Annotated in this window: 19 protein-coding genes and 3 pseudogenes; 18 read left to right on the forward strand and 4 right to left on the reverse strand. The window is 40.0% G+C overall.

Going from position 1 to position 19098, the window contains the following annotated elements; genetic code table 11:
* The first annotated feature begins 59 nt into the window (after positions 1-59).
* The 6 genes from J7I90_RS00235 to J7I90_RS00255 all read left to right on the forward strand — a co-directional run bounded on the left by J7I90_RS00235 (position 60) and on the right by J7I90_RS00255 (position 5969).
* The gene (locus J7I90_RS00235) at positions 60-1139 is read left to right on the forward strand and encodes an MFS transporter (protein WP_251025024.1); all 1080 of its coding nucleotides are present in this window, start codon (positions 60-62) and stop codon (positions 1137-1139) included.
* Positions 1136-1426, forward strand: a complete 291-nt coding sequence (locus J7I90_RS27125) for an MFS transporter (RefSeq protein WP_251025025.1) — start codon at positions 1136-1138, stop codon at positions 1424-1426. Before J7I90_RS00235 ends, J7I90_RS27125 begins: the two co-directional genes overlap by 4 nt.
* Before the next feature lie 210 nt (positions 1427-1636).
* The gene (locus J7I90_RS00240) at positions 1637-2983 is read left to right on the forward strand and encodes an MFS transporter (protein WP_214767532.1); all 1347 of its coding nucleotides are present in this window, start codon (positions 1637-1639) and stop codon (positions 2981-2983) included.
* 21 nt (positions 2984-3004) lie between these two features.
* Entirely contained in the window at positions 3005-3811 is an 807-nt protein-coding gene (locus J7I90_RS00245) for a sugar phosphate isomerase/epimerase family protein (RefSeq protein WP_214767535.1), read from the forward strand.
* Between the two features lie 28 nt (positions 3812-3839).
* Complete coding sequence (locus J7I90_RS00250) at positions 3840-4037, forward strand: hypothetical protein (RefSeq protein WP_214767538.1); 198 nt, start codon at positions 3840-3842, stop codon at positions 4035-4037.
* A 612-nt stretch (positions 4038-4649) separates the two neighbouring features.
* Positions 4650-5969: an MFS transporter gene (locus J7I90_RS00255; RefSeq protein ID WP_396020088.1), complete on the forward strand. Its 1320-nt coding sequence runs from the start codon at positions 4650-4652 to the stop codon at positions 5967-5969.
* A gap of 434 nt (positions 5970-6403) precedes the next feature.
* Here the strand turns inward: J7I90_RS00255 and J7I90_RS00260 are convergent.
* Positions 6404-6637: pseudogene (locus J7I90_RS00260) on the reverse strand ((2Fe-2S) ferredoxin domain-containing protein); the annotation flags it as partial.
* A gap of 867 nt (positions 6638-7504) precedes the next feature.
* Here J7I90_RS00260 and J7I90_RS00265 point away from each other — a divergent pair.
* A pseudogene (locus J7I90_RS00265) lies at positions 7505-7880 on the forward strand (YybH family protein).
* A 237-nt stretch (positions 7881-8117) separates the two neighbouring features.
* Here J7I90_RS00265 and J7I90_RS00270 read toward each other — a convergent pair.
* Together J7I90_RS00270 and J7I90_RS00275 are read right to left on the reverse strand one after the other, a co-directional pair.
* Positions 8118-9551, reverse strand: a complete 1434-nt coding sequence (locus tag J7I90_RS00270) for an aldehyde dehydrogenase family protein (RefSeq protein ID WP_048687700.1) — start codon at positions 9549-9551, stop codon at positions 8118-8120.
* A gap of 27 nt (positions 9552-9578) precedes the next feature.
* Positions 9579-11213 carry an acetolactate synthase large subunit gene (locus tag J7I90_RS00275; RefSeq protein ID WP_214767546.1) on the reverse strand — a complete coding sequence of 545 codons (1635 nt, stop codon included), beginning with the start codon at positions 11211-11213 and terminating at the stop codon, positions 9579-9581.
* Positions 11214-11494: 281 nt separating this feature from the next.
* Between J7I90_RS00275 and J7I90_RS00280 the strand changes: the two genes are divergently transcribed.
* The 11 genes and pseudogenes from J7I90_RS00280 to J7I90_RS00330 all read left to right on the forward strand — a co-directional run bounded on the left by J7I90_RS00280 (position 11495) and on the right by J7I90_RS00330 (position 18413).
* Positions 11495-12478 (forward strand): tRNA dihydrouridine synthase, encoded by a 984-nt coding sequence (locus J7I90_RS00280; protein ID WP_214768375.1) that lies wholly within the window; start codon positions 11495-11497, stop codon positions 12476-12478.
* A 736-nt stretch (positions 12479-13214) separates the two neighbouring features.
* Positions 13215-13475 (forward strand): metal-sensitive transcriptional regulator, encoded by a 261-nt coding sequence (locus J7I90_RS00285; RefSeq protein WP_214767549.1) that lies wholly within the window; start codon positions 13215-13217, stop codon positions 13473-13475.
* A gap of 38 nt (positions 13476-13513) precedes the next feature.
* Entirely contained in the window at positions 13514-13819 is a 306-nt protein-coding gene (locus J7I90_RS00290) for a monooxygenase (RefSeq protein ID WP_214767552.1), read from the forward strand.
* Positions 13820-13936: 117 nt separating this feature from the next.
* Positions 13937-14416 carry a DsrE/DsrF/DrsH-like family protein gene (locus J7I90_RS00295; protein WP_214768376.1) on the forward strand — a complete coding sequence of 160 codons (480 nt, stop codon included), beginning with the start codon at positions 13937-13939 and terminating at the stop codon, positions 14414-14416.
* 26 nt (positions 14417-14442) lie between these two features.
* Positions 14443-14811 carry a rhodanese-like domain-containing protein gene (locus J7I90_RS00300; protein WP_222619728.1) on the forward strand — a complete coding sequence of 123 codons (369 nt, stop codon included), beginning with the start codon at positions 14443-14445 and terminating at the stop codon, positions 14809-14811.
* 18 nt (positions 14812-14829) lie between these two features.
* Complete coding sequence (locus J7I90_RS00305; protein WP_214767555.1) at positions 14830-15132, forward strand: rhodanese-like domain-containing protein; 303 nt, start codon at positions 14830-14832, stop codon at positions 15130-15132.
* Positions 15133-15175: 43 nt separating this feature from the next.
* Positions 15176-15748, forward strand: a complete 573-nt coding sequence (locus tag J7I90_RS00310; RefSeq protein WP_214767558.1) for a sulfurtransferase TusA family protein — start codon at positions 15176-15178, stop codon at positions 15746-15748.
* A 54-nt stretch (positions 15749-15802) separates the two neighbouring features.
* Positions 15803-16136 (forward strand): annotated as a pseudogene (locus tag J7I90_RS00315) (DsrE/DsrF/DrsH-like family protein).
* A gap of 48 nt (positions 16137-16184) precedes the next feature.
* On the forward strand, positions 16185-17312 hold the full coding sequence (locus J7I90_RS00320) for an MBL fold metallo-hydrolase (RefSeq protein ID WP_214767561.1): 1128 nt from the start codon (positions 16185-16187) through the stop codon (positions 17310-17312).
* Positions 17313-17354: 42 nt separating this feature from the next.
* Positions 17355-17582: a sulfurtransferase TusA family protein gene (locus J7I90_RS00325; RefSeq protein WP_063593098.1), complete on the forward strand. Its 228-nt coding sequence runs from the start codon at positions 17355-17357 to the stop codon at positions 17580-17582.
* Between the two features lie 51 nt (positions 17583-17633).
* Positions 17634-18413 carry a sulfite exporter TauE/SafE family protein gene (locus tag J7I90_RS00330; protein WP_214768377.1) on the forward strand — a complete coding sequence of 260 codons (780 nt, stop codon included), beginning with the start codon at positions 17634-17636 and terminating at the stop codon, positions 18411-18413.
* 158 nt (positions 18414-18571) lie between these two features.
* On the opposite strand, the gene J7I90_RS00335 is transcribed toward J7I90_RS00330, so the two are convergent.
* Complete coding sequence (locus J7I90_RS00335; protein WP_214767564.1) at positions 18572-19054, reverse strand: DUF456 domain-containing protein; 483 nt, start codon at positions 19052-19054, stop codon at positions 18572-18574.
* Positions 19055-19098 lie beyond the last annotated feature (44 nt).

Below are 19098 nucleotides of genomic sequence, written 5' to 3' on the forward strand. Positions count from 1 at the left end.
TTTGGAACTCGGAAAAATAAATTCGTAACGGATATTTTTAAAATGATGGGAGGCGGAAAATGCGTAGTGTAATTGCTTCGGATATCATTGCTGTCAGTAAATTTAACCGCTTTCATTTACTTGTTTTTCTTTGGTGTTTTTATGCCATAGCTTTCGACGGGTATGAAATAGCGATGTATGGTGTGGGTTTGCCTTGGATGATGGAAGAGTGGGACTTAACTTCGATTCAGGCTGGGGCAGTCGGCAGTTATTCCTTATTCGGCATGATGATTGGCGCCTTGATTTTAGCACCGATCGCAGATAAACACGGCCGGAAGAATGTTCTCGTCATTTGTATGATTTTGTTCAGCGTATTTACCTTGGGGGCAGGGATTGCACCCAACCTCACATGGTTTACCGTCATGCGTTTCATAGCGGCAATAGGCATGGGAGCTTTGATGCCGAATGTTATATCGCTAATGACTGAATATTCCCCAAAACAAAATCGAGCCATCATTGTAGCTGCGATGTATTGTGGCTATTCAATCGGCGGAATCCTGGCATCGTTAGTGGGAATGTATATCATTCCTTATACGGATTGGCGTGTATTATACTTTATTGGGATTTTGCCATTACTTACACTTCCAATATTCATGAAGCAGTTTCCTGAATCCCTTTCCTACTATCTAGCAAAAAAGGAATTTGGAAAGGTTGTTGAAATCCTAAATAAGGTCAAACCAGAAGGGGATTTTAAAGAAACTGACGATTTCAGGCTTAGTGATGCTGAACAGAGGGGGAAAGGATCTCCAGTTAAAAAACTATTCACGAATAAACGGGCATTCAGCACGATTTCCATATGGATGGCTGTGTTCTTTACATTGATGATGGCTTATGGATTAAATACATGGCTTCCAAAAATGATGCAGGATGCAGGATTCAGTATCACCTCAAGCCTTTCATTTAACCTGGTTTTATGCCTTGGTCAAATAGGAGGCTCATTAATCGGCGGTTATTATGCGGGGAAAATTGGGCATCGCAAAATACTTGTTACACTATTCTTTTTAGGGGCCGGTACCTTTGTCGCATTGAGCGCTACGACTAATACCATTGGAGTATATTTACTTATTTTTATGGGGGGGCATGTACTGTTGGTGCCATGAACTTAGCCAATCCGTATATCACAGAATATTACCCCCGTGAAATCCGTACGACGGGAATGGGCTATTCGCAAGCTATAGGCAGGATTGGTTCCATTCTCGCTCCTACTTTAATTGCCTTTCTTCTATCAACAGGCATGGATCCGAAGGTGGCTTTTGCTACATTTGCCCTGCCAAGTATCATCGCAGCGGTCGGTTATATTCTGGTCCAAGAAAAACATGGATCTTTTGACAGGGTAGTCAAGGAGGACACTGAAGAGGTAGAATCAGAGAAGACTGTAACTATCTGAAGAAATGATTCACAATTCAAAAAATAATCCCCTTGGTTGTTTATCTTTGCAACAAGGGGATCTGTTGTCAATGTTCCTAGGGGCTGCTCTTGAAAATATGAAACTCAGGTTGTAAGTAATGGAAGGAAACATAGTAGCATTTATAAAATTTCAAAAAAGGTTTAGTAGAACGATGTACTAATTTGGGCATTAGGTTAAGGGGGAAAAATATTGAGCTCAGAATTAAAGGCAATAATAGAAGATCGCACATCGGAACCGGTAATTGACAAATCGAAAAAAAGAAAACAGAAAACTGTTCGATGGTTCATCTTATTTCTAATTGCTTTGGTCACCTGTATTAATTACATCGACCGTGCCATCATTTCGCTTGCGGCTCCGAATATTCAAGCCGATTTACATATTGATCCGGCTATGATGGGAATCATATTTTCCGTATTTGGCTGGAGCTATACCTTCTCCATGCTATTCAGCGGATACTTTCTTGATAGATTCGGTCCTAGGAAGGTATACACGGTTTCCCTCATTTTATGGTCAGTATTTACATTCATGGTAGGAACCGCGAAAAATATATCGTCACTTATTACATATCGCATAGGACTGGGTGCCTTTGAATCTCCCTCCATACCTACTAATGCATGGTGTGTATCCGAGTGGTTTCCTAAAAAGGAACGTGCTACTGCGGTAGGGATTTATACGGGTACCCAATATATTGGGTTAGCCTTCCTGACTCCAGTTTTTACTTGGATCATCATAACATTTGGATGGAATTACCTTTTTTATATCGCCGGAATCATTGGGATTCTTATTGGATTTGTTTGGTATGGATTCTATCGGAACCCTAGGGAGCATAAGCGGATTTCTCAAGAAGAGCTAAATTATATCAAAGAAGGCGGAGGAATGATCGGGACTGAAGAGAAGCATCCTTTCTCATGGAAACGAATAGGGCAACTGCTTAAACACCGTCAAATTTGGGGAATGTTCATCGGGCAATTTTCGATTCAAACTACTTTGTTTTTCTTCATGACTTGGTTTCCATCCTATTTGATTGATGAAAAGGGAATGACGATGTTAAAAACCGGAATTTATGCGAGTATCCCTTACATTGTTGCCATATTAGGAACCCTGATTGGCGGCCGATGTTCCGATTGGATGCTGACTCGCGGTGTATCAACAGGATTGGCACGCAAACTTCCCATTATTGTCGGGTTGTTATTGTCTTGTTTGATTCTGGGGGGGAATTATACGGATTCACCAAACATAGTCATCACCTTTATGGCGATAGCATTCTTTGGACAGGGGATGGCATCAACAGTTACCGGTGCCCTTTTAGCAGATATTGCGCCGAAAGGAATGGTAGGCCTAACGGGCTCATCACTATATTTCGTGGCTAACATTGGCGGGGCTTTATCTCCGTTAATCGTCGGTTTAATCATTAGTGCGACACATTCTTATGCAGCGGCGCTAACCTTCATATCCGTAGTGGCCCTAATTGGCGCTTTTGCTTATATCTTTCTTATAGGAAAAGTCCAGCGGATAGAAATCACAATGAAAAAATAAATGGAGAAAGGCGGAATTACATTGAAACTAAGTTTATGCACGACAGGATTTAAAGAATGGGACATAGAGGAAATAATAAATTGGCTGCTTCCTTTGCAAGCGGATGTTAAAGGACTTGAATTATGGAATAAGCATATAGAGCGATTTCAGGAGAAGCACGGACCACTGGACAAATTAGCCAAATTACTTGAAACCAATGATCTACAAATACCTTCCATAAGTGGATATACGACTTTTTCGAAACTATGGAACCAAAAAGAACATCAAAACGAAATCAATCAAGCAAGAAAATTGTTAGATATGGCTCATCAATTAAACTGCCCATTAATACGGACATTCGCTGGCCATATTGCATCAAGGAATGCCTCACCAGAGCAATGGTCGGAAACGGCTACCGAATTAAATAAATTAGGGCAAATGGCAGATCTCTATGGAGTGGATGTAGCAATAGAAATTCACTATGACTCTTTTGCCGATAACCTCGAAGCCATTCATAAGCTTTTAGAAGATATCAACCATCCACGGATAAAACTGATTTTCGATGGTGCTAACTTATACGTTGATCAATTGAATCCGAAGGAGGTATTGGAATCCATCTTCCCCCATGTCAGCCATGTACATTTAAAAAATTATCACTACAATCATGAAGAGCGTTATAAAAACAAACCAGCACCCATTTTTAGTGGGGACGTTGACAATCTTCGTTTACTTGAAGAATTGAGAAAGCGAAATTATACTGGCTTTGTTTCTCTCGAGTATTTCGGTCAGGAAGGAATGCCTAACTTGCTTGCCTCATTGGAACAATGGAAACAACAACTGACATATTGATTCTTTTGGGTATTTTAGATGAAGATCGATGGTGGGAATCCAACTTTTATTTAAATGGTTCTGGACGATTCCGAATTCTCTATGGAAAGAACCGCGACAAATGGATTTAAAAAGGATTCCACCGGTACATGGGAGCTGCATAATTGACAGCTCTTATGATGCTAAAATAATTGAACAATTGAAGTATTTAGTGAAAGCTGCCGTATTTGGTGGCTTTTCATTATAATTGTAAAATGGTTGTGTGCGACGCTATCAACTATATGGACCGAGAGAACTTGGTGTGGCAGGTTCCACTCTTCAGCAAGAATTAGGGCTAACTGCAACACAGTTGGGTTGTTATTCTCAGCTTTCGATTTTATTTTTAACAAAATTGTGGTGAAAAGGGATTGAGTTAAATTATCATGCATTATCGGGCAATGAGAAATAAGATAAATGTGTAAAGTTATAGTGAATTTGGTTAAATATTAAAACAATAAATAGCTTTCTTATTGGCAATAACTTCAACATGGCAGTAGCCTCTTCTGTAATCCAAGATGAATATATTAAATTTAAAATTTATGTTTGGTGCCCTTATTAGCAAGGCTCAAGATTGTAAAAAAATAATAATAAACTGTTTCCTATCTAGGGATGTAAGCGTTTTATTTGAGCGCCATAAATTAATTATAAAATCACCGGGAAATTTGATCCATTATAATAAGATCCTTACTCAATTAATTGATTAGATATAGTTCAAGAGCGTTATGACCCAAAAATGAGTATATAGGATCATCCAGCAGAAGGGAAGACTGCAGGTTTTTAAAAAGGAAAATCTTAAGGAGGATTAACTATGTGCAATCCATTGAAGGTAGAAAATGAAAATGTAACTATATCCATTAAACATAGGAAACCATCTCGTGCTAGATTTATGATTCTTTCCCTTTTGTTTTTTGGAACTGCAATAAACTATCTTGACCGTACAAACATGGCAGTAGCCGCTTCTGCTATTCAAGATGATCTGGGGTTAGATCCAGCTATGTTAGGGCTAATTCTTTCTGCCTTTGGTTGGACATACGCGTTCATGCAAGTTCCCGGAGGATGGCTAACCGATCGTTTTGGCCCTCGGGTGGTATATGGCATATCTCTTTTATTGTTTTCACTTTTTACTCTTCTACAAGGGTTTGCCAAAAACTTCGGGACCTTATTCGGACTGCGCCTTGGCCTTGGATTTGCAGAATCACCTGCCTTTCCTGCAAACAGCCGTATTGTCGCCTCTTGGTTTCCACAACGTGAACGCGCACTAGCTACTGGTGTTTACACAGCAGGTGAATATGTAGGGTTAGCAATCGCAACTCCTTTTCTATTTTGGCTATTGTCCTCTTTCGGCTGGCATTCAATCTTTATCGTGACAGGTATAATTGGATTGATTTTTGCTTTAGTTTGGTACAAGTTTTACAAGGATCCGAAGGACAGTAAGTATATTAACAAGGAAGAAATGGATTATATACGTGAAGGAGGCGGACTAGCCGATAGCGCTGGTCAAGGTCAAAAAATTAATTGGACAAAGGCACGGCATCTTTTTAAGCATCGTCAATTCTGGGGAATCTATATTGGACAGTTTGCCGTTGCATCAACTCTTTACTTCTTTCTCACGTGGTTTCCAAGCTATCTTGTTCAAGAAAAAGGGATTACTTTGCTAAAAGCTGGCTTTATTGGTTCTATTCCATACATTGCTGCAGGGATTGGTGTGCTTGTAGGTGGTTTTTGGTCAGATAAAATGGTAAAACGTGGAGTATCCGTTGGTGTTGCACGTAAAACCCCCATTATCCTTGGATTGTTGGGTGCTTGTACAATTATACTGGCCAACTATACAACGTCTATTGCTTTGGTTATCGCGGTTATGTCGTTTGCATTCTTTTCCCAAGGAATGTCAGCCATAACATGGACTCTAGTTTCAGATATGGCTCCAAAAGAGCTAGTCGGCTTAGCTGGCGGGATATTTAATTTTGCAGGAAACTTATCAGCAATTGTTACGCCTATCGTCATTGGAATAATTTTGAGCGCAACTAATTCATTCAATGGGGCCATTGTTTTCGTAGGTGTAGTTGCCTTAATTGGAGCTTTATCATACATCTTCATTGTAGGCGATGTTAAAAGGATTGAAATATCGGATAATGAATAAATGCCATTTTTACAGTGAAAAAGAGATGTTAAAAGCTCATGACAGATCTCCATGGGTGGTAAATTATACTTCATAGGAAATTGTTATGAGTCTTTTTAATATTCAATATTTACATAGGAAGAAAGATAATTATTTTGGAGATTGTTCTACAATTCCTTATATCTTGCCTTATTATGCGGAAAAGGAATTTCCGAGATGGGAGGTATAGCATTGTTGCTACTGTTCGTAAAAGTACACATTTACGAACAGCTCATTTTTTTATAAGCATTAGGCAGGAATTAAAATGCTTTTTTAAATTTCGGGGTACCATCTTGTTCTTTCTGCGATGGTATATAATTTCCATTTTCGAGTGTTAAAAGTAAGGAAATTTCCATTTTCAGTTAGAGATAAAGTGCATTTAAAAATAAGAATTATCCCACCGTCGATATGATTTGCTGGTTACTAAAATTTTTATACCAAGTTCCTTTCGGATAGGCGATGACAACGCACTTATCATGGCATCTTCCATTACAACGTGTGCGAGTTGTGTGAATGGTGTCGTCTACCTGTCGGTCTGAGATTTCTTTACGAATTGCTTGAGTCAGTTCCTCTGATCCGACCTCAGTACAGCTGCTACCATTACAAATGAGTACATGATGCTTCGTATTACTTAAATTCCATGTGGCCATATTTAATTTTCCCTCCAGTTAAATCGTAATAATTACGATTTAAAATCAATTATTGTCTCATTTTTAACTTTCTAAACGACTAAATTCACTAAATTACCGAGTAAGCATTTTCAGTAGAGCTATATCCTGAAAGGATGTTTTTACCAACTGGAGTTTTGATGCCTAAAAGTAAACCTTTTTGTATTAACTCCCGAAAGGCGATTCTAAACATCTTAATCTTTCTTATATCCTTAAGGTCTTCCTGTAAACTAGAAACGATTATGCAATCGAGTAGGGGATGAGTCTACCTTTCGCTTTTAATTCCTTTTTCAGGTCAAGCGTAATTTTCAACTAATATCAGGGGTTGCTTCACTTTTTCCACCTTCTATTTATTTGCCAATTGGATTTCTCCTTTATCATATAAATATTGTATGATTGCAAAAAGCGTAGTCATTACGATTTGAATGATGTTATTTTACCCCTTTTTTAAGCCATGTGCAAATACTAAAACGTTCAGCAAAAGTTAATGTTCCAAGGACATGCTATTTTCTCTGAATTTTTGAGTGTTTTCTGTAGGTAGCAGTGATCTAATCCATCCCCAAGAAACACTAGAATATTGTTTACCTTTAAATCTTTTGTATGGAAGGGATGCCATAATAATTGATATACCCTTTATTCGATAAATGGAGCCAGGCATTGTTCTTAAGAAGTCTTCTTGTTAATAGGGTGAAGGTAGGGAGCAGGGATGGCACCATTGTACATCATTCTTACTTTGTTCTTTACTTTATTTACTATATGAGCAGGATCCCCCATCATCACAGTCGAACACCATAGAGTATGAAGTAGTATGATGAGAAGTATGAAGAGAAGCTGAATAGGAGGGTGAATATGCAGAATCATGAGCTGGAACAAGTCATAAAAAATGCGGACAGGGCAATAAATAATGAAGATTTCGATCATTTAATGGAGTTCTATTCAGAGGATGCGACTTTAGTTGTCAAACCTGGAACAGTCGCAAAAGGGAAAGAGGAAATTCGCCGGGCATTCATTGCTATCGCTGAATACTTTAATCATAGTTTAATCGTCAATCAAGAAAAGATGGCAGTAATCGAAACAGGTGATACGGCATTGGTTGTGGCACAAGTCAAGCTAAGTGCCAATCAAAAGGACGATTCCGAATTCTCGATGGAAAGAACCGGACTCCACGGGTACATGGCGCTGTATAATCGACAACTCTTATGGTGCTGAAATAATTAAGAATTGAAGTAATTAGCTGCCGTAAATGGTGGCTTTTTATTTTTTCAAGAATAATCTTCTAGGAACAATTGACGACTCACCCCTTTCAGACTTGAAGTTCGATGCGGCAAGTGGCAGAATAATAATTTTTCCGATTGTGCCCATTAATAACAAAAACTACAATAAAAGCATTGATGTACGACAAAACAAGAAGACGATATCCTTAAGATATCGCCCTCTCATCATTACCACGGGTTAATAATCCTCAATGGTCGCTTATTTTAAAGCTGATAAACTTCTGCTCCATCATTTCCTGCATCGCATATTTGACGCCTTCCCGGCCAACACCGCTGTCCTTCCAGCCGCCATAAGGCATATTATCAATTCGGTAAGTTGGGATATCATTGATTACGACTCCACCTGTTTCCAAGCGTTCCGCCGCATAAAAAGCTCGTTCTATACTCGGAGTCATCACTCCTGAGTTCAAGCCGTAACGCGAATCATTTGCATCATTGATGGCATCATCCAGCGTATCGAAAGGGAAAATGCAGACAATCGGACCAAATACTTCGAAACGAAATACCTTTGAGTCACGATTTACATTGGTTAAAACGGTAGGCAATAGTACATTGCCTTCCACTGTACCGCCGCACTCAATTTTTGCTCCTTCCTGTACTGCCTCATCAATCCAACTTTGTAACCGCTCCAATGATTTTTTTGAAATCACCGCTGTGATATTTGTATTTTCCTCCAGAGGTGAACCGATGACAAGCTGTTTTGTGGTACTGACGAAACGATCTAAAAATTGTTGGTATAGTGATTTGTGGACATAAATTCGTTGAATCGAGATGCACACCTGCCCATTATTCGTAAATGAACCCATTACACTTCTTTGAATAATTTGATCGATGTCGACTCCTTCATCAATGATGAAAGGGGAATTGGACCCGAGTTCAAGTGTAAGCTTACGGAAGCCTGCCTGCTGCTGGATAAGGTGTCCGACCTCTACACTGCCTGTGAAAGTCACTTTTTTTACATGTGGATGGGTCGTCAAGGCTTCGCTTAAAACATCGCCTTTGCCAGGTATGATGTTCAATACTCCATCTGGCAACCCGGCTTCTTTAAAAATATCGGCAAGAACCAGTGCGCTCAATGGGGTTTGTTCGGCAGGTTTTAACACAATCGAATTTCCAGCGGCAATAGCTGGACCCACTTTATGGGCAACCAGATTAAAGGGAAAGTTAAATGGGGTAATCGCGGTAACGACGCCAATCGGGGTGCGAACCGTGAAGCCAAAACGGTTTACCCCACCGACTGCCGCATCCATCGGGATTTGTTCTCCATAATTGTTCTTTGACGCTTCTGCAGCGAAACGATAGGTCTGAACCGTACGATTCATTTCTTCACGAGCATTTCGAATCGTTTTCGCCGCCTCCAGAGAAATGATTCTTGCAAGTTCTTCACTGCGTTCTTCCATGATTGCTGCAGCTTTAAATAAAATTTCTGCTCGTGCATGAGCCGGGTAGGATCGGTATTTCTGAAAAGCAGCATTTGCCTCTACAATCGCTTCAATGGCATCCGCTGGTTCAGCCTGTCCGATTTGTGCAATTTCTTCGTTTGAATGGGGATTATATAATGGCTCATAGGATTTAGCCTCCCGCCATTTACCACCGATCCACAATTGCCACTTTTTCTTCATCTGAAATCCCTCCAATAATATCTGCTTCTATAATTTACAAATATAATCACCTAGTGTTTTCGAGAGCTTTACATTTTCCGAATAATCGACATCCACATCAATCAAGACAATTTCCTGACTCGAAAGCGCTTCTTCTAATGCAGGTAACAATTCATCGGAGTGGGTTACTTTCACTCCTTTAACCCCAAAACTTTTTGCGAACCCTAAAAAGTCCGGATCTGTAAATTCAATGGCATTCGTACGATCAAATTTATTCAATTGCTTCCATTCAATTAGGCCGTATTTTGAATCATGGAAAATGACTATCACGAAGGCAAGACCTAGACGTTTTGCCGTTGCCAATTCAACTCCATTCATCAGGAATCCACCATCCCCTGTAACCGCAATGACAGGTTTATCAGGCTTTGCCAATTTGGCTGCAATTGCGCCAGGAATGGCGATTCCCATCGATGCAAAGCCATTAGAAATGATCGTATGATTAGGGATTTCCGGCTGATACATCCGGGCAATCCATAATTTATGGGCACCCACATCCGAAATGACAATGGCATTACCCTTTTCCGCCCTTTTCAAATCGGCAATAATTCGCTGAGGGATGATTGGGCTTCCTGATACATCATCCGAAGAATGAAATTTTTCAATGATTTGGGACCTTAACCTTTTCACTTCTGGCCAAAGTTCTTTTTTTGCTACACCAGTCGTCAAGGCTTCAAGTGCCTCGCTAACGTTCCCGACCAATTCTGCTTGAACGGGGTAATAGGCATCAATCTCGGCCGGCCGAGCATCAATATGAACAATCGGGTTCATTGCCTCATCGTTCCAATACTTTGGCAAATACTCGACGAAATCATAGCCGACGGTGATAATAAGATCGGCCAAATCAAATCCGCATAGAACATAATCCCTTGCTTGCATCCCTACTGTAAAAAGGGACAATGGATGGTCGGAAGGTAAAACTCCTTTAGCCATGAACGAATTCACAACGGGAATTTGCATCTCTTCTGTAAATTTCCGCAAAACCCCAGAAGCTCCATCGCGGATCACGCCATTACCAGCTAGAATGATAGGCTTTTTAGCGCGATTTATTAATTCGACTGCTTTTTTGATTTCTTCCTCGGCTGGGCGGGATCTAGGCATTGGTGTAACCGGAAGAGGTTCCCCTTCTGTATCCATCATTGCCACATCTTCCGGAAGTTCTATATGGACAGCTCCCGGCTTTTCAATGACAGCCGTTTTAAATGCTTTACGGATAATTTCCGGAATCGTATGCGGCACCTTAATTTGTTGATTCCATTTCGTTACTTCCTCAAAAACGCCAATAATGTCCACATATTGATGCGACTCTTTATGAATGCGATCAAGGCCAGCCTGACCTGTAATCGCAACAACAGGGGAATAATCCAGATAAGCACTTCCTATCCCTGTCAATAAATTGGTTGCACCCGGTCCCAATGTGCCCAAGCATACGCCTGGCTTTCCAGTTAGCCGGCCATAGATGTCTGCCATAAAAGCTGCAGCTTGTTCATGATGAACCAAGATAAATTCAATATCAGAGCTTATTAGAGAATCAATAAGATCCGTATTTTCCTCACCAGGTATCCCAAAAATAAACTGAACCCCTTCATTCTCTAAACATCTTACAAACAAATCAGATGCCTTCAAATTATTCCCTCCACCATTTCAATTTCTTTCCTTATATGTTGGCTTTGCCCCCTAGAAATTATGTACTTGCGTGTATGAAAAACCATTTTGAGCATTTGCGGCTCTAAACTAGGAGGGGGAATATGGAAGTCGGATGGGTTTCGTGAAAAAAAAATTTCTGCAGTTTGATAAAAAGTGCTTAAGCATGGTATAAGTGTAAAGGAAGCAGGGACATTCTGCTTTTTAATTTTGGGATAAGGGGTTATCCTGGTAACCCATAATGAAAGGATTGGAATTTGAATATGATAGATAATTTTTGGCGTGATCTACCACGACCTTTTTTTATACTGGCACCAATGGAAGATGTGACCGATGTTGTTTTTCGCCATGTAGTGAGTGAAGCAGCCAGACCAGATGTGTTTTTTACAGAGTTTACAAACACGGAGAGTTATTGTCACCCAGAGGGCATCCGCAGTGTACGTGGGCGTTTGACTTTTACAGAGGATGAACAACCAATTGTAGCCCATATATGGGGGGATAAGCCTGAATACTTTCGGCAAATGAGCATAGGTATGGCGGAACTGGGCTTTCGGGGTGTGGATATCAATATGGGCTGTCCTGTACCTAATGTGACACAGAATGGGAAGGGAAGTGGCCTTATCCGTCGTCCAGAAGTTGCAGCAGAATTGATACAAGCAGCAAAAGCAGGAGGATTGCCCGTGAGTGTAAAGACAAGGCTTGGTTTCACGGATGTGGACGAATGGCAAGACTGGCTAACACACATATTGAAACAAGACATTGTTAATCTTTCTATTCATCTTCGTACAAGAAATGAAATGAGTAAAGTAGATGCTCATTGGGAACTAATCCCGGAGATTAAGAAACTTCGTGATCAGGTGGCACCAGATACGCTCTTGACGATCAATGGGGATATCCCTGACCGTCAAACTGGCTTAAAGCTTGCTCATCAATACGGTATTGATGGTGTTATGATTGGGCGTGGTATTTTCAATAATCCATTTGCCTTTGAAAAAGAACCGAAGGATCATAGTAGTAAGGAATTGCTTGATCTTTTAAGGTTGCATCTGGATCTCCATGATAAATATTCAAAATTAGAGCTACGTTCATTCAAGGCTCTTCATCGCTTTTTTAAGATATATGTCCGTGGGTTTCGAGGGGCAAGTGAATTAAGAAATCAATTAATGAACACAGAGTCAACAGATGAAGCGCGTGCATTGCTCGAAAACTTTGGGTCAAAGAATCTTGATGGAATGGGGGAACAGTAGAAGTGTCCCCATTCAAGGTAAAAGCGTAGTAGGACGCTAAAAGGCTCTTTTTACAATTGAATAATGTGAAGGTGGTATTGAACCGCACTCATTCCTGCCAATTTTTTCTTTCTATGTTCGTTATTATAGTAATCTATATTAGATTTTGGAATTGCCAATATAAAGAACGTAAACGGGGAAAATCATTATTTATTCAATATTTTGGATATACAAGAAAAAAGTGGCTACCTAAGGCTCGAATCCTTGTAATAACAGGGGTTTGGGCCTTTTTATTTTGTCCACTAGATGCGTTTTGATCAACATTAGTGAGTTGCTCACATTTTTGCTAACTTCTTAGGGCAATTGTAGAAAGTATCAGCCACTTCATATCTTGGTTTGGCTTCATATGGGCGTAATGCTCTCCCTCCAAGAGGTCAGTTTAATCCATTATGTGTTTTTAGTATTAGGTTGTGTTTATTAAAGTGTGAATTCAACGGCTTGACAATATACCCCTATAGGTATAATATGAACTCACGAGTCATTAATGAATAAATTCACGAGTAAAATGCCAAAACTCACGAGTAAAACGTGCAAATTCACGAGTAAACTGCCTAAACTCACGAGTAAAACGTGCAAATTCACGATCATTGCTTCTGATCAATTGGGAAGTGACCTTGGGACTAAGCTTCTTAATCGGAAATGGAATTAATGTAATCAGTCATGATATTAACGATTGCAAATAGATGGGGGGCGGAGTATGGAGTATGATAAAAATGTCATGAATCGCTTGAAACGGATTGAAGGACAAATCAAGGGTGTTCTTGGAATGATGGGGCAGGGAAAAGATTGCAGGGAAATCGTCACTCAGTTGTCGGCTGCGCGAAATGCCATCGATAGAACCATGGGTGTTATCGTAAGTGCCAATCTTGAGCAATGCGTTCGGGAAAACGTCGAGAATGGAGAGGGCACTGATCATCTAGTCAAGGAAGCGGTTAATTTACTGATTAAAAGCAGGTAAAAGTATTTGACCTGACTACCAGGAAAGGAGTGTTATTCATGTCTTATATTTTACAAGTGGATTTTAAAATGGAGGGACCTTTCGGCAACGAAATGGTAAAAGAATTTACAGATTTAGCAAAAAGCATTAATGATGAAGAAGGATTGATCTGGAAGATTTGGACCGAAGACAGTGAGGCAAAGGAAGCAGGTGGCATTTATCTGTTTGAAACGAAGGAAACCGCATGTAAGTACTTGACGATGCATACAGCTCGGTTAAATGGGTTTGGTATTGAGAAGGTTAATGGGAAAATTTTCGAAGTGAATGACGTTTTGACTTCAATCAATCATGGACCAATTAAATAAAGAAAACCCTATTCCCTTGAATAGGGTTGACGAACTATATTTTTTAGCATAATATATACCCCGTAGGGTATTAAATGTGAAGTGGAATATCAATCAGGGGGAAACATAATGACTGTAATGACTGAAAAGAAAAGAACGACGATCATTTTATTTAGTGGTGATTATGATAAAGCAATGGCTGCTTATATCATCGCAAATGGGGCTGCGGCTTACGATCATGAAGTGACTATCTTCCATACATTCTGGGGATTGAATGCTTTAAGGAAGGATGAACAGGTTTCATTAAAAAAAGGATTACTGGAGAAAATGTTTGCAAAAATGATGCCGCGTGGTTCTGATAAAATGAGGTTATCCAACATGAACTTTGCTGGGATGGGTCCCAAAATGATCAAACACGTGATGAAGAAGCATAACGCCATGTCACTCCCAAATTTAATTGAGTTGGCTCAGGAACAAGAAATCAAACTAATAGCCTGTACGATGACAATGGATTTATTGGGCTTGCAGCAAGAGGAATTATTGGATGGAATTGAGTATGCAGGTGTTGCGGCTTATTTAGCTGAAGCAGAGGATGGAAATGTAAACTTATTTATATAAATTTGGGTACCGGAGGGATGGGTCCATTGGGAACTATATTTAACCTCATCATATTAGGTTTCATCGTTTGGTTTTTATATCAGCGCTTTGTCCCTGTAAAAGGGATAAAAAATATAAATGCGGCTGAGCTAAAAGCTGTGTTGAAAAATAGAGGAAATAAGCAATTGATTGATGTCCGTACACCTAATGAATATAGGGGCAATCACATAAAGGACTTTAAAAACATACCTTTAAACGAACTTGGCAAAAGGGCACAAGAACTTTCAAAAGATAAAGAAGTGATTGTAATCTGCCAAAGCGGGATGAGGAGCAGTAATGCGAGTAAAGCATTGAAAAAACTTGGATTTAAAGAAGTCACCAATGTAAAAGGCGGCATGAGTTCTTGGCGCGAATAAAAGGAGGATCTTATAAGAATGAAAGAAATTTTACCGAATGAAGTGAACGCATTATTGAAGGGAAACTCACCAGTCCACATCATTGATGTGCGGGAGGTGAATGAAGTCAAGGCAGGGGAAATACCAAATGCTTTGAATATCCCGTTGGGTCTAGTGGAATTTAGAATGCAGGATCTGGATAAATCAAAAGAGTATATCATGGTATGCCGGTCAGGGGGCAGAAGTTCAATGGCTGCACAGTTACTTGAGGATCATGGATATAAAGTGTTGAACATGATAGGTGGTATGAATGAATGGGAAGGTCCCACAGAAAAATTTTGAATTCGAATATACCCCCACATCTATAATAGAAGGAGGATATAAAATGATAAAAACAAATTCCGTTTTGGATGCTAAAGGTTTAGCTTGTCCAATGCCAATCGTAAAAACGAAAAAAGCCATGAATGGCCTGGAAGCGGGGGAAGTACTGGAGATTCAAGCAACTGATAAAGGGTCAACCGCCGATATGAAGGCGTGGGCGGAAAGTTCAGGCCATCAATACTTGGGTACGGTTGAAGAAGGTACCACACTAAAACATTATCTTCGGAAAGCAAGCGATGAAGAAACAGAAATGAAGAAGCATGAAAAAATCATTTCAAATGAAGAACTGCTACACGTGATGGAAGAAAATAGAAATATGGTCATCCTGGATGTACGAGAATCCGCAGAATATGCTATTAATCACATTCCAGGAGCAAGATCCCTTCCAATGGGTGAATTGGAACAACGTATGGGTGAACTGGATATAGAGTCAGAGATTTTCGTGATTTGCCGTACAGGCAGCCGAAGTGATCTTGCTGCACAAAAACTGACTGAGGCTGGATTTGAACGGGTTTTCAATGTTGTACCAGGCATGAGCCAATGGAACGGTCCTTCCCAAAAATTCGTGAATGAATAAAACTATTATATGGAGGAATACATCATGACTAAAAAGTAGCTATAATCGCAAGTAATGGTGTTTAACATTGCAATGGCAGCGGCAGCAACAGATCAAGAAGTGGCCATTTTCTTTACTTACGAAGGTTTGAACTTAATTCATAAAGAAGCGAATGGAAAACTTCCTCTGCCTAAAGGTAAGGAGCTTTTTGCCGTAGGGTTTAAAAGGGCCAATGTGTCCAGAGTTAGTTACTATGGCACAGGAAATGGACGTCAAGTTTATTGGGTGTCAAATGACCATGGACGTAGTGGGCTTGGAAAAAGAAGCTTTCGTTGACGGTATCGAAGTAGGTGGAGCGGTCACATTTTTGGAGTTCGCAAAAGATGCTGATATTACATTAACCTTTTAATGAAGGAAAATTTTTTTGAAAACATCAATACTATAGGGGGTATATAATATGACATGTAAGCAAATGACAGCTGCTGAAGTATCAAAGAAAGTAACCAATAAAACCGACTTATTTATTTTGGATGTTCGAAATGAAAGTGACTTTAATGATTGGAAAATTGAAGGGCAGAATTTCGAATTCCTTAATATTCCTTACTTTGATCTACTGGATGGCGTGGAAGAAATTCTCAATCAAATCCCGGCCAATAAAGAAATTCTGGTAGTATGTGCCAAGGAAGGCTCATCCGTCATGGTAGCTGAAATGTTATCTGAAGCTGGATTGGATGTATTTTATTTAAAGGGCGGCATGAAAGCATGGAGTGAACATTTGGAACCAGTGAGGATAGGTGAATTGACAAATGGCGCTGAAATTTACCAATTTGTTCGACTTGGTAAAGGCTGTTTATCTTACATGGTCGTTTCCAATGGTGAGGCAGCCGTTATTGATTCCACAAGAATGATAGATGCCTATCTTGATTTCGCCGATGATATCGGGGTGAAGATTACACATGTTCTGGATACGCATCTACATGCCGATCATATTTCAGGTGGAAGACGAATCGCGGAAGCAACAAATGCAGCTTACTGGCTGCCGCCAAAAGATGCGGCTGAAGTAACTTTTCAATATCAGCCTTTAAAAAGCGGGAAAGTGATAACGATCGGTCATACAGCGATTGATATCCAAGCATTATATTCCCCGGGTCATACCATTGGATCCACTTCATTTGTGGTGGATCAAAAATACTTGCTAAGCGGGGATATACTATTCATCGATTCCATTGGCAGACCGGACCTAGCTGGTTTGGCTGAGGATTGGGTAGGGGACTTGAGAGAAACACTGTATACACGTTATAAAGAATTATCAGACGAGTTAATTGTATTGCCATCACATTTCATGATCATTGATGAATTGAATGAAGATGGAAGTGTCGCTAAAAAGCTGGGTGCGCTGTTTGCTGAAAATCACGGATTGAACATTGCGGATGAAACGGAATTCAGAGAAATGGTAACAGGTAATTTACCGCCTCAGCCAAACGCTTATCAAGAAATTCGCGAAACTAATATGGGGAAAATCGAACCCGATGATGAAAAACAGCGCGAAATGGAAATTGGACCAAATCGCTGTGCGGTTCGCTAAAACCGATAAAAATAGAAACCAAGAAAATGGGAGAGATGAAATATGAATGCAGATAAAGTGCTAGATGCTAAGGGACTGGCATGTCCAATGCCAATCGTCAAAACGAGAAAAGCCATGAATGATTTGCAAACCGGGCAAGTTCTGGAAATACATGTAACTGATAAAGGAGCTAAAGCAGACTTAGCCGCTTGGTCAAAATCCGGTGGTCATGAACTGGTGGAAACGGCAGAAGAAAATGATATACTGAAATTTTGGATCAGAAAAGGTTGATAAAGAGAGGGGAACCATTTGGTTTCCCTTCTTTTAAGGGAGGCAATTAAAATTGATATAACCTTTATCATTACCATCTTTTTGATTGGTTTTATAGGTTCATACGTTTCAGGGATGCTCGGCATCGGCGGTTCGATAATAAATTATCCCATGCTGCTGTTTATTCCCCCAATCTTCGGTTTAGCGGCAATTAGTGCCCATGATGTGACAGGTATAAGCGCTGTACAAGTCTTATTCGCTTCCATCGGAGGTATATGGAGCTATCGTAAGAGCGGACATTTAAATAAAACGCTAATTCTCTACATGGGAATCAGTGTGTTGATCGGAAGCGTGGTTGGGAGTTTTGGATCACAATCGATGTCGGAAAACGGAGTGAATATCGTCTATGGCATTTTGGCGTTGATAGCGGCTGTCATGATGTTCATTCCGAAGAAAGGGATAGATGACATTCCTATAGATCAAGTTACCTTTAACAAATGGCTTGCGGCCATCCTGGCATTAATCGTTGGTTTAGGTGCCGGGATAGTCGGTGCCGGAGGGGGCTTTCTATTAGTTCCCATCATGCTTATCGTTTTAAGAATTCCAACAAGGGTCACGATTGCTTCTTCATTGGCCATTACTTTCATTTCATCCGTTGGTGCAACAGCAGGGAAAATCTCAACCGGTCAAGTTGACTTCTATCCGGCGTTGATCATGGTTGTAGCTAGCTTAATAGCATCCCCGCTTGGGGCAATGGCCGGTAAAAGAATGAATGTAAAAATGCTGCAAGTCATACTGGCTCTATTGATTTTAGCGACGGCTGTGAAAACTTGGGCGGGGATCATGTCTTGAGTTTTGATACGGAAGGGAGCAGTTGTGAAAAGATAGTTCCTTTTCCTCCATAACTTTTTTTCTTATAATCTTATACCAGATAAGTTAACAGGACTTCTGTTAATAGAAAAAGCTGACTGTTGAAAGTCAGCTTTTTCTTTATGTGGCCTTTATAAAAATTAAAAGATTACCGCTAAAATAAACCAAACAATCATCAATAATTGAATTAATACTTTGGCTAAGCTGCCGCCTAAAAAACCGATGATAGTTGCAAACCCAACTTTAGTAGCCTTCATTATATCTTTTTGAATGATTGATTCCGAAACGAGGACTGCTAAAAATGGTACGAGAATTATTCCAAAAGGAGGAAAGACAAATGAACCAACAATCGTGGCAATAGCTGCTATTGTCTCGGATGTTTTTGACCCCCCATACTTTTTAACAAAATAACTGTTTGCGATAATGTCTGCCGCGATTAATACACCGCTCAACAAAACCATACTGATCCAGAACCATAACGATAACTCATCAGGATTAACCAGGAATTGATAAACTGCAAATCCTCCCCAAATGGCAACAACCGAAGGAATAATAGGATAGACAATTCCTACAAAACTTAAAGCAAATAAGACGATCGTTAATCCCCACCATAAAATATCCAATGAAACTCCACCTTTTCATACTTACTTTTTCATATAACTATTAA

The sequence above is a fragment of the Bacillus sp. ISL-57 genome, from assembly GCF_018613135.1.
GTDB lineage: Bacteria > Bacillota > Bacilli > Bacillales > DSM-1321 > Peribacillus > Peribacillus frigoritolerans.

Bases quoted from the DNA above. Each gene is read 5' to 3' on its own strand.
- J7I90_RS00270 (WP_048687700.1), bottom strand. From the start codon at position 9,551: ATGAAGAAAAAGTGGCAATTGTGGATCGGTGGTAAATGGCGGGAGGCT.
- J7I90_RS00290 (WP_214767552.1), top strand. From the start codon at position 13,514: ATGTCTTATATTTTACAAGTGGATTTTAAAATGGAGGGACCTTTCGGC.
- J7I90_RS27125 (WP_251025025.1), top strand. From the start codon at position 1,136: ATGAACTTAGCCAATCCGTATATCACAGAATATTACCCCCGTGAAATC.
- J7I90_RS00305 (WP_214767555.1), top strand. From the start codon at position 14,830: ATGAAAGAAATTTTACCGAATGAAGTGAACGCATTATTGAAGGGAAAC.
- J7I90_RS00310 (WP_214767558.1), top strand. From the start codon at position 15,176: ATGATAAAAACAAATTCCGTTTTGGATGCTAAAGGTTTAGCTTGTCCA.
- J7I90_RS00325 (WP_063593098.1), top strand. From the start codon at position 17,355: ATGAATGCAGATAAAGTGCTAGATGCTAAGGGACTGGCATGTCCAATG.
- J7I90_RS00285 (WP_214767549.1), top strand. From the start codon at position 13,215: ATGGAGTATGATAAAAATGTCATGAATCGCTTGAAACGGATTGAAGGA.
- J7I90_RS00295 (WP_214768376.1), top strand. From the start codon at position 13,937: ATGACTGAAAAGAAAAGAACGACGATCATTTTATTTAGTGGTGATTAT.
- J7I90_RS00320 (WP_214767561.1), top strand. From the start codon at position 16,185: ATGACATGTAAGCAAATGACAGCTGCTGAAGTATCAAAGAAAGTAACC.
- J7I90_RS00235 (WP_251025024.1), top strand. From the start codon at position 60: ATGCGTAGTGTAATTGCTTCGGATATCATTGCTGTCAGTAAATTTAAC.
- J7I90_RS00280 (WP_214768375.1), top strand. From the start codon at position 11,495: ATGATAGATAATTTTTGGCGTGATCTACCACGACCTTTTTTTATACTG.
- J7I90_RS00250 (WP_214767538.1), top strand. From the start codon at position 3,840: ATGGTGGGAATCCAACTTTTATTTAAATGGTTCTGGACGATTCCGAAT.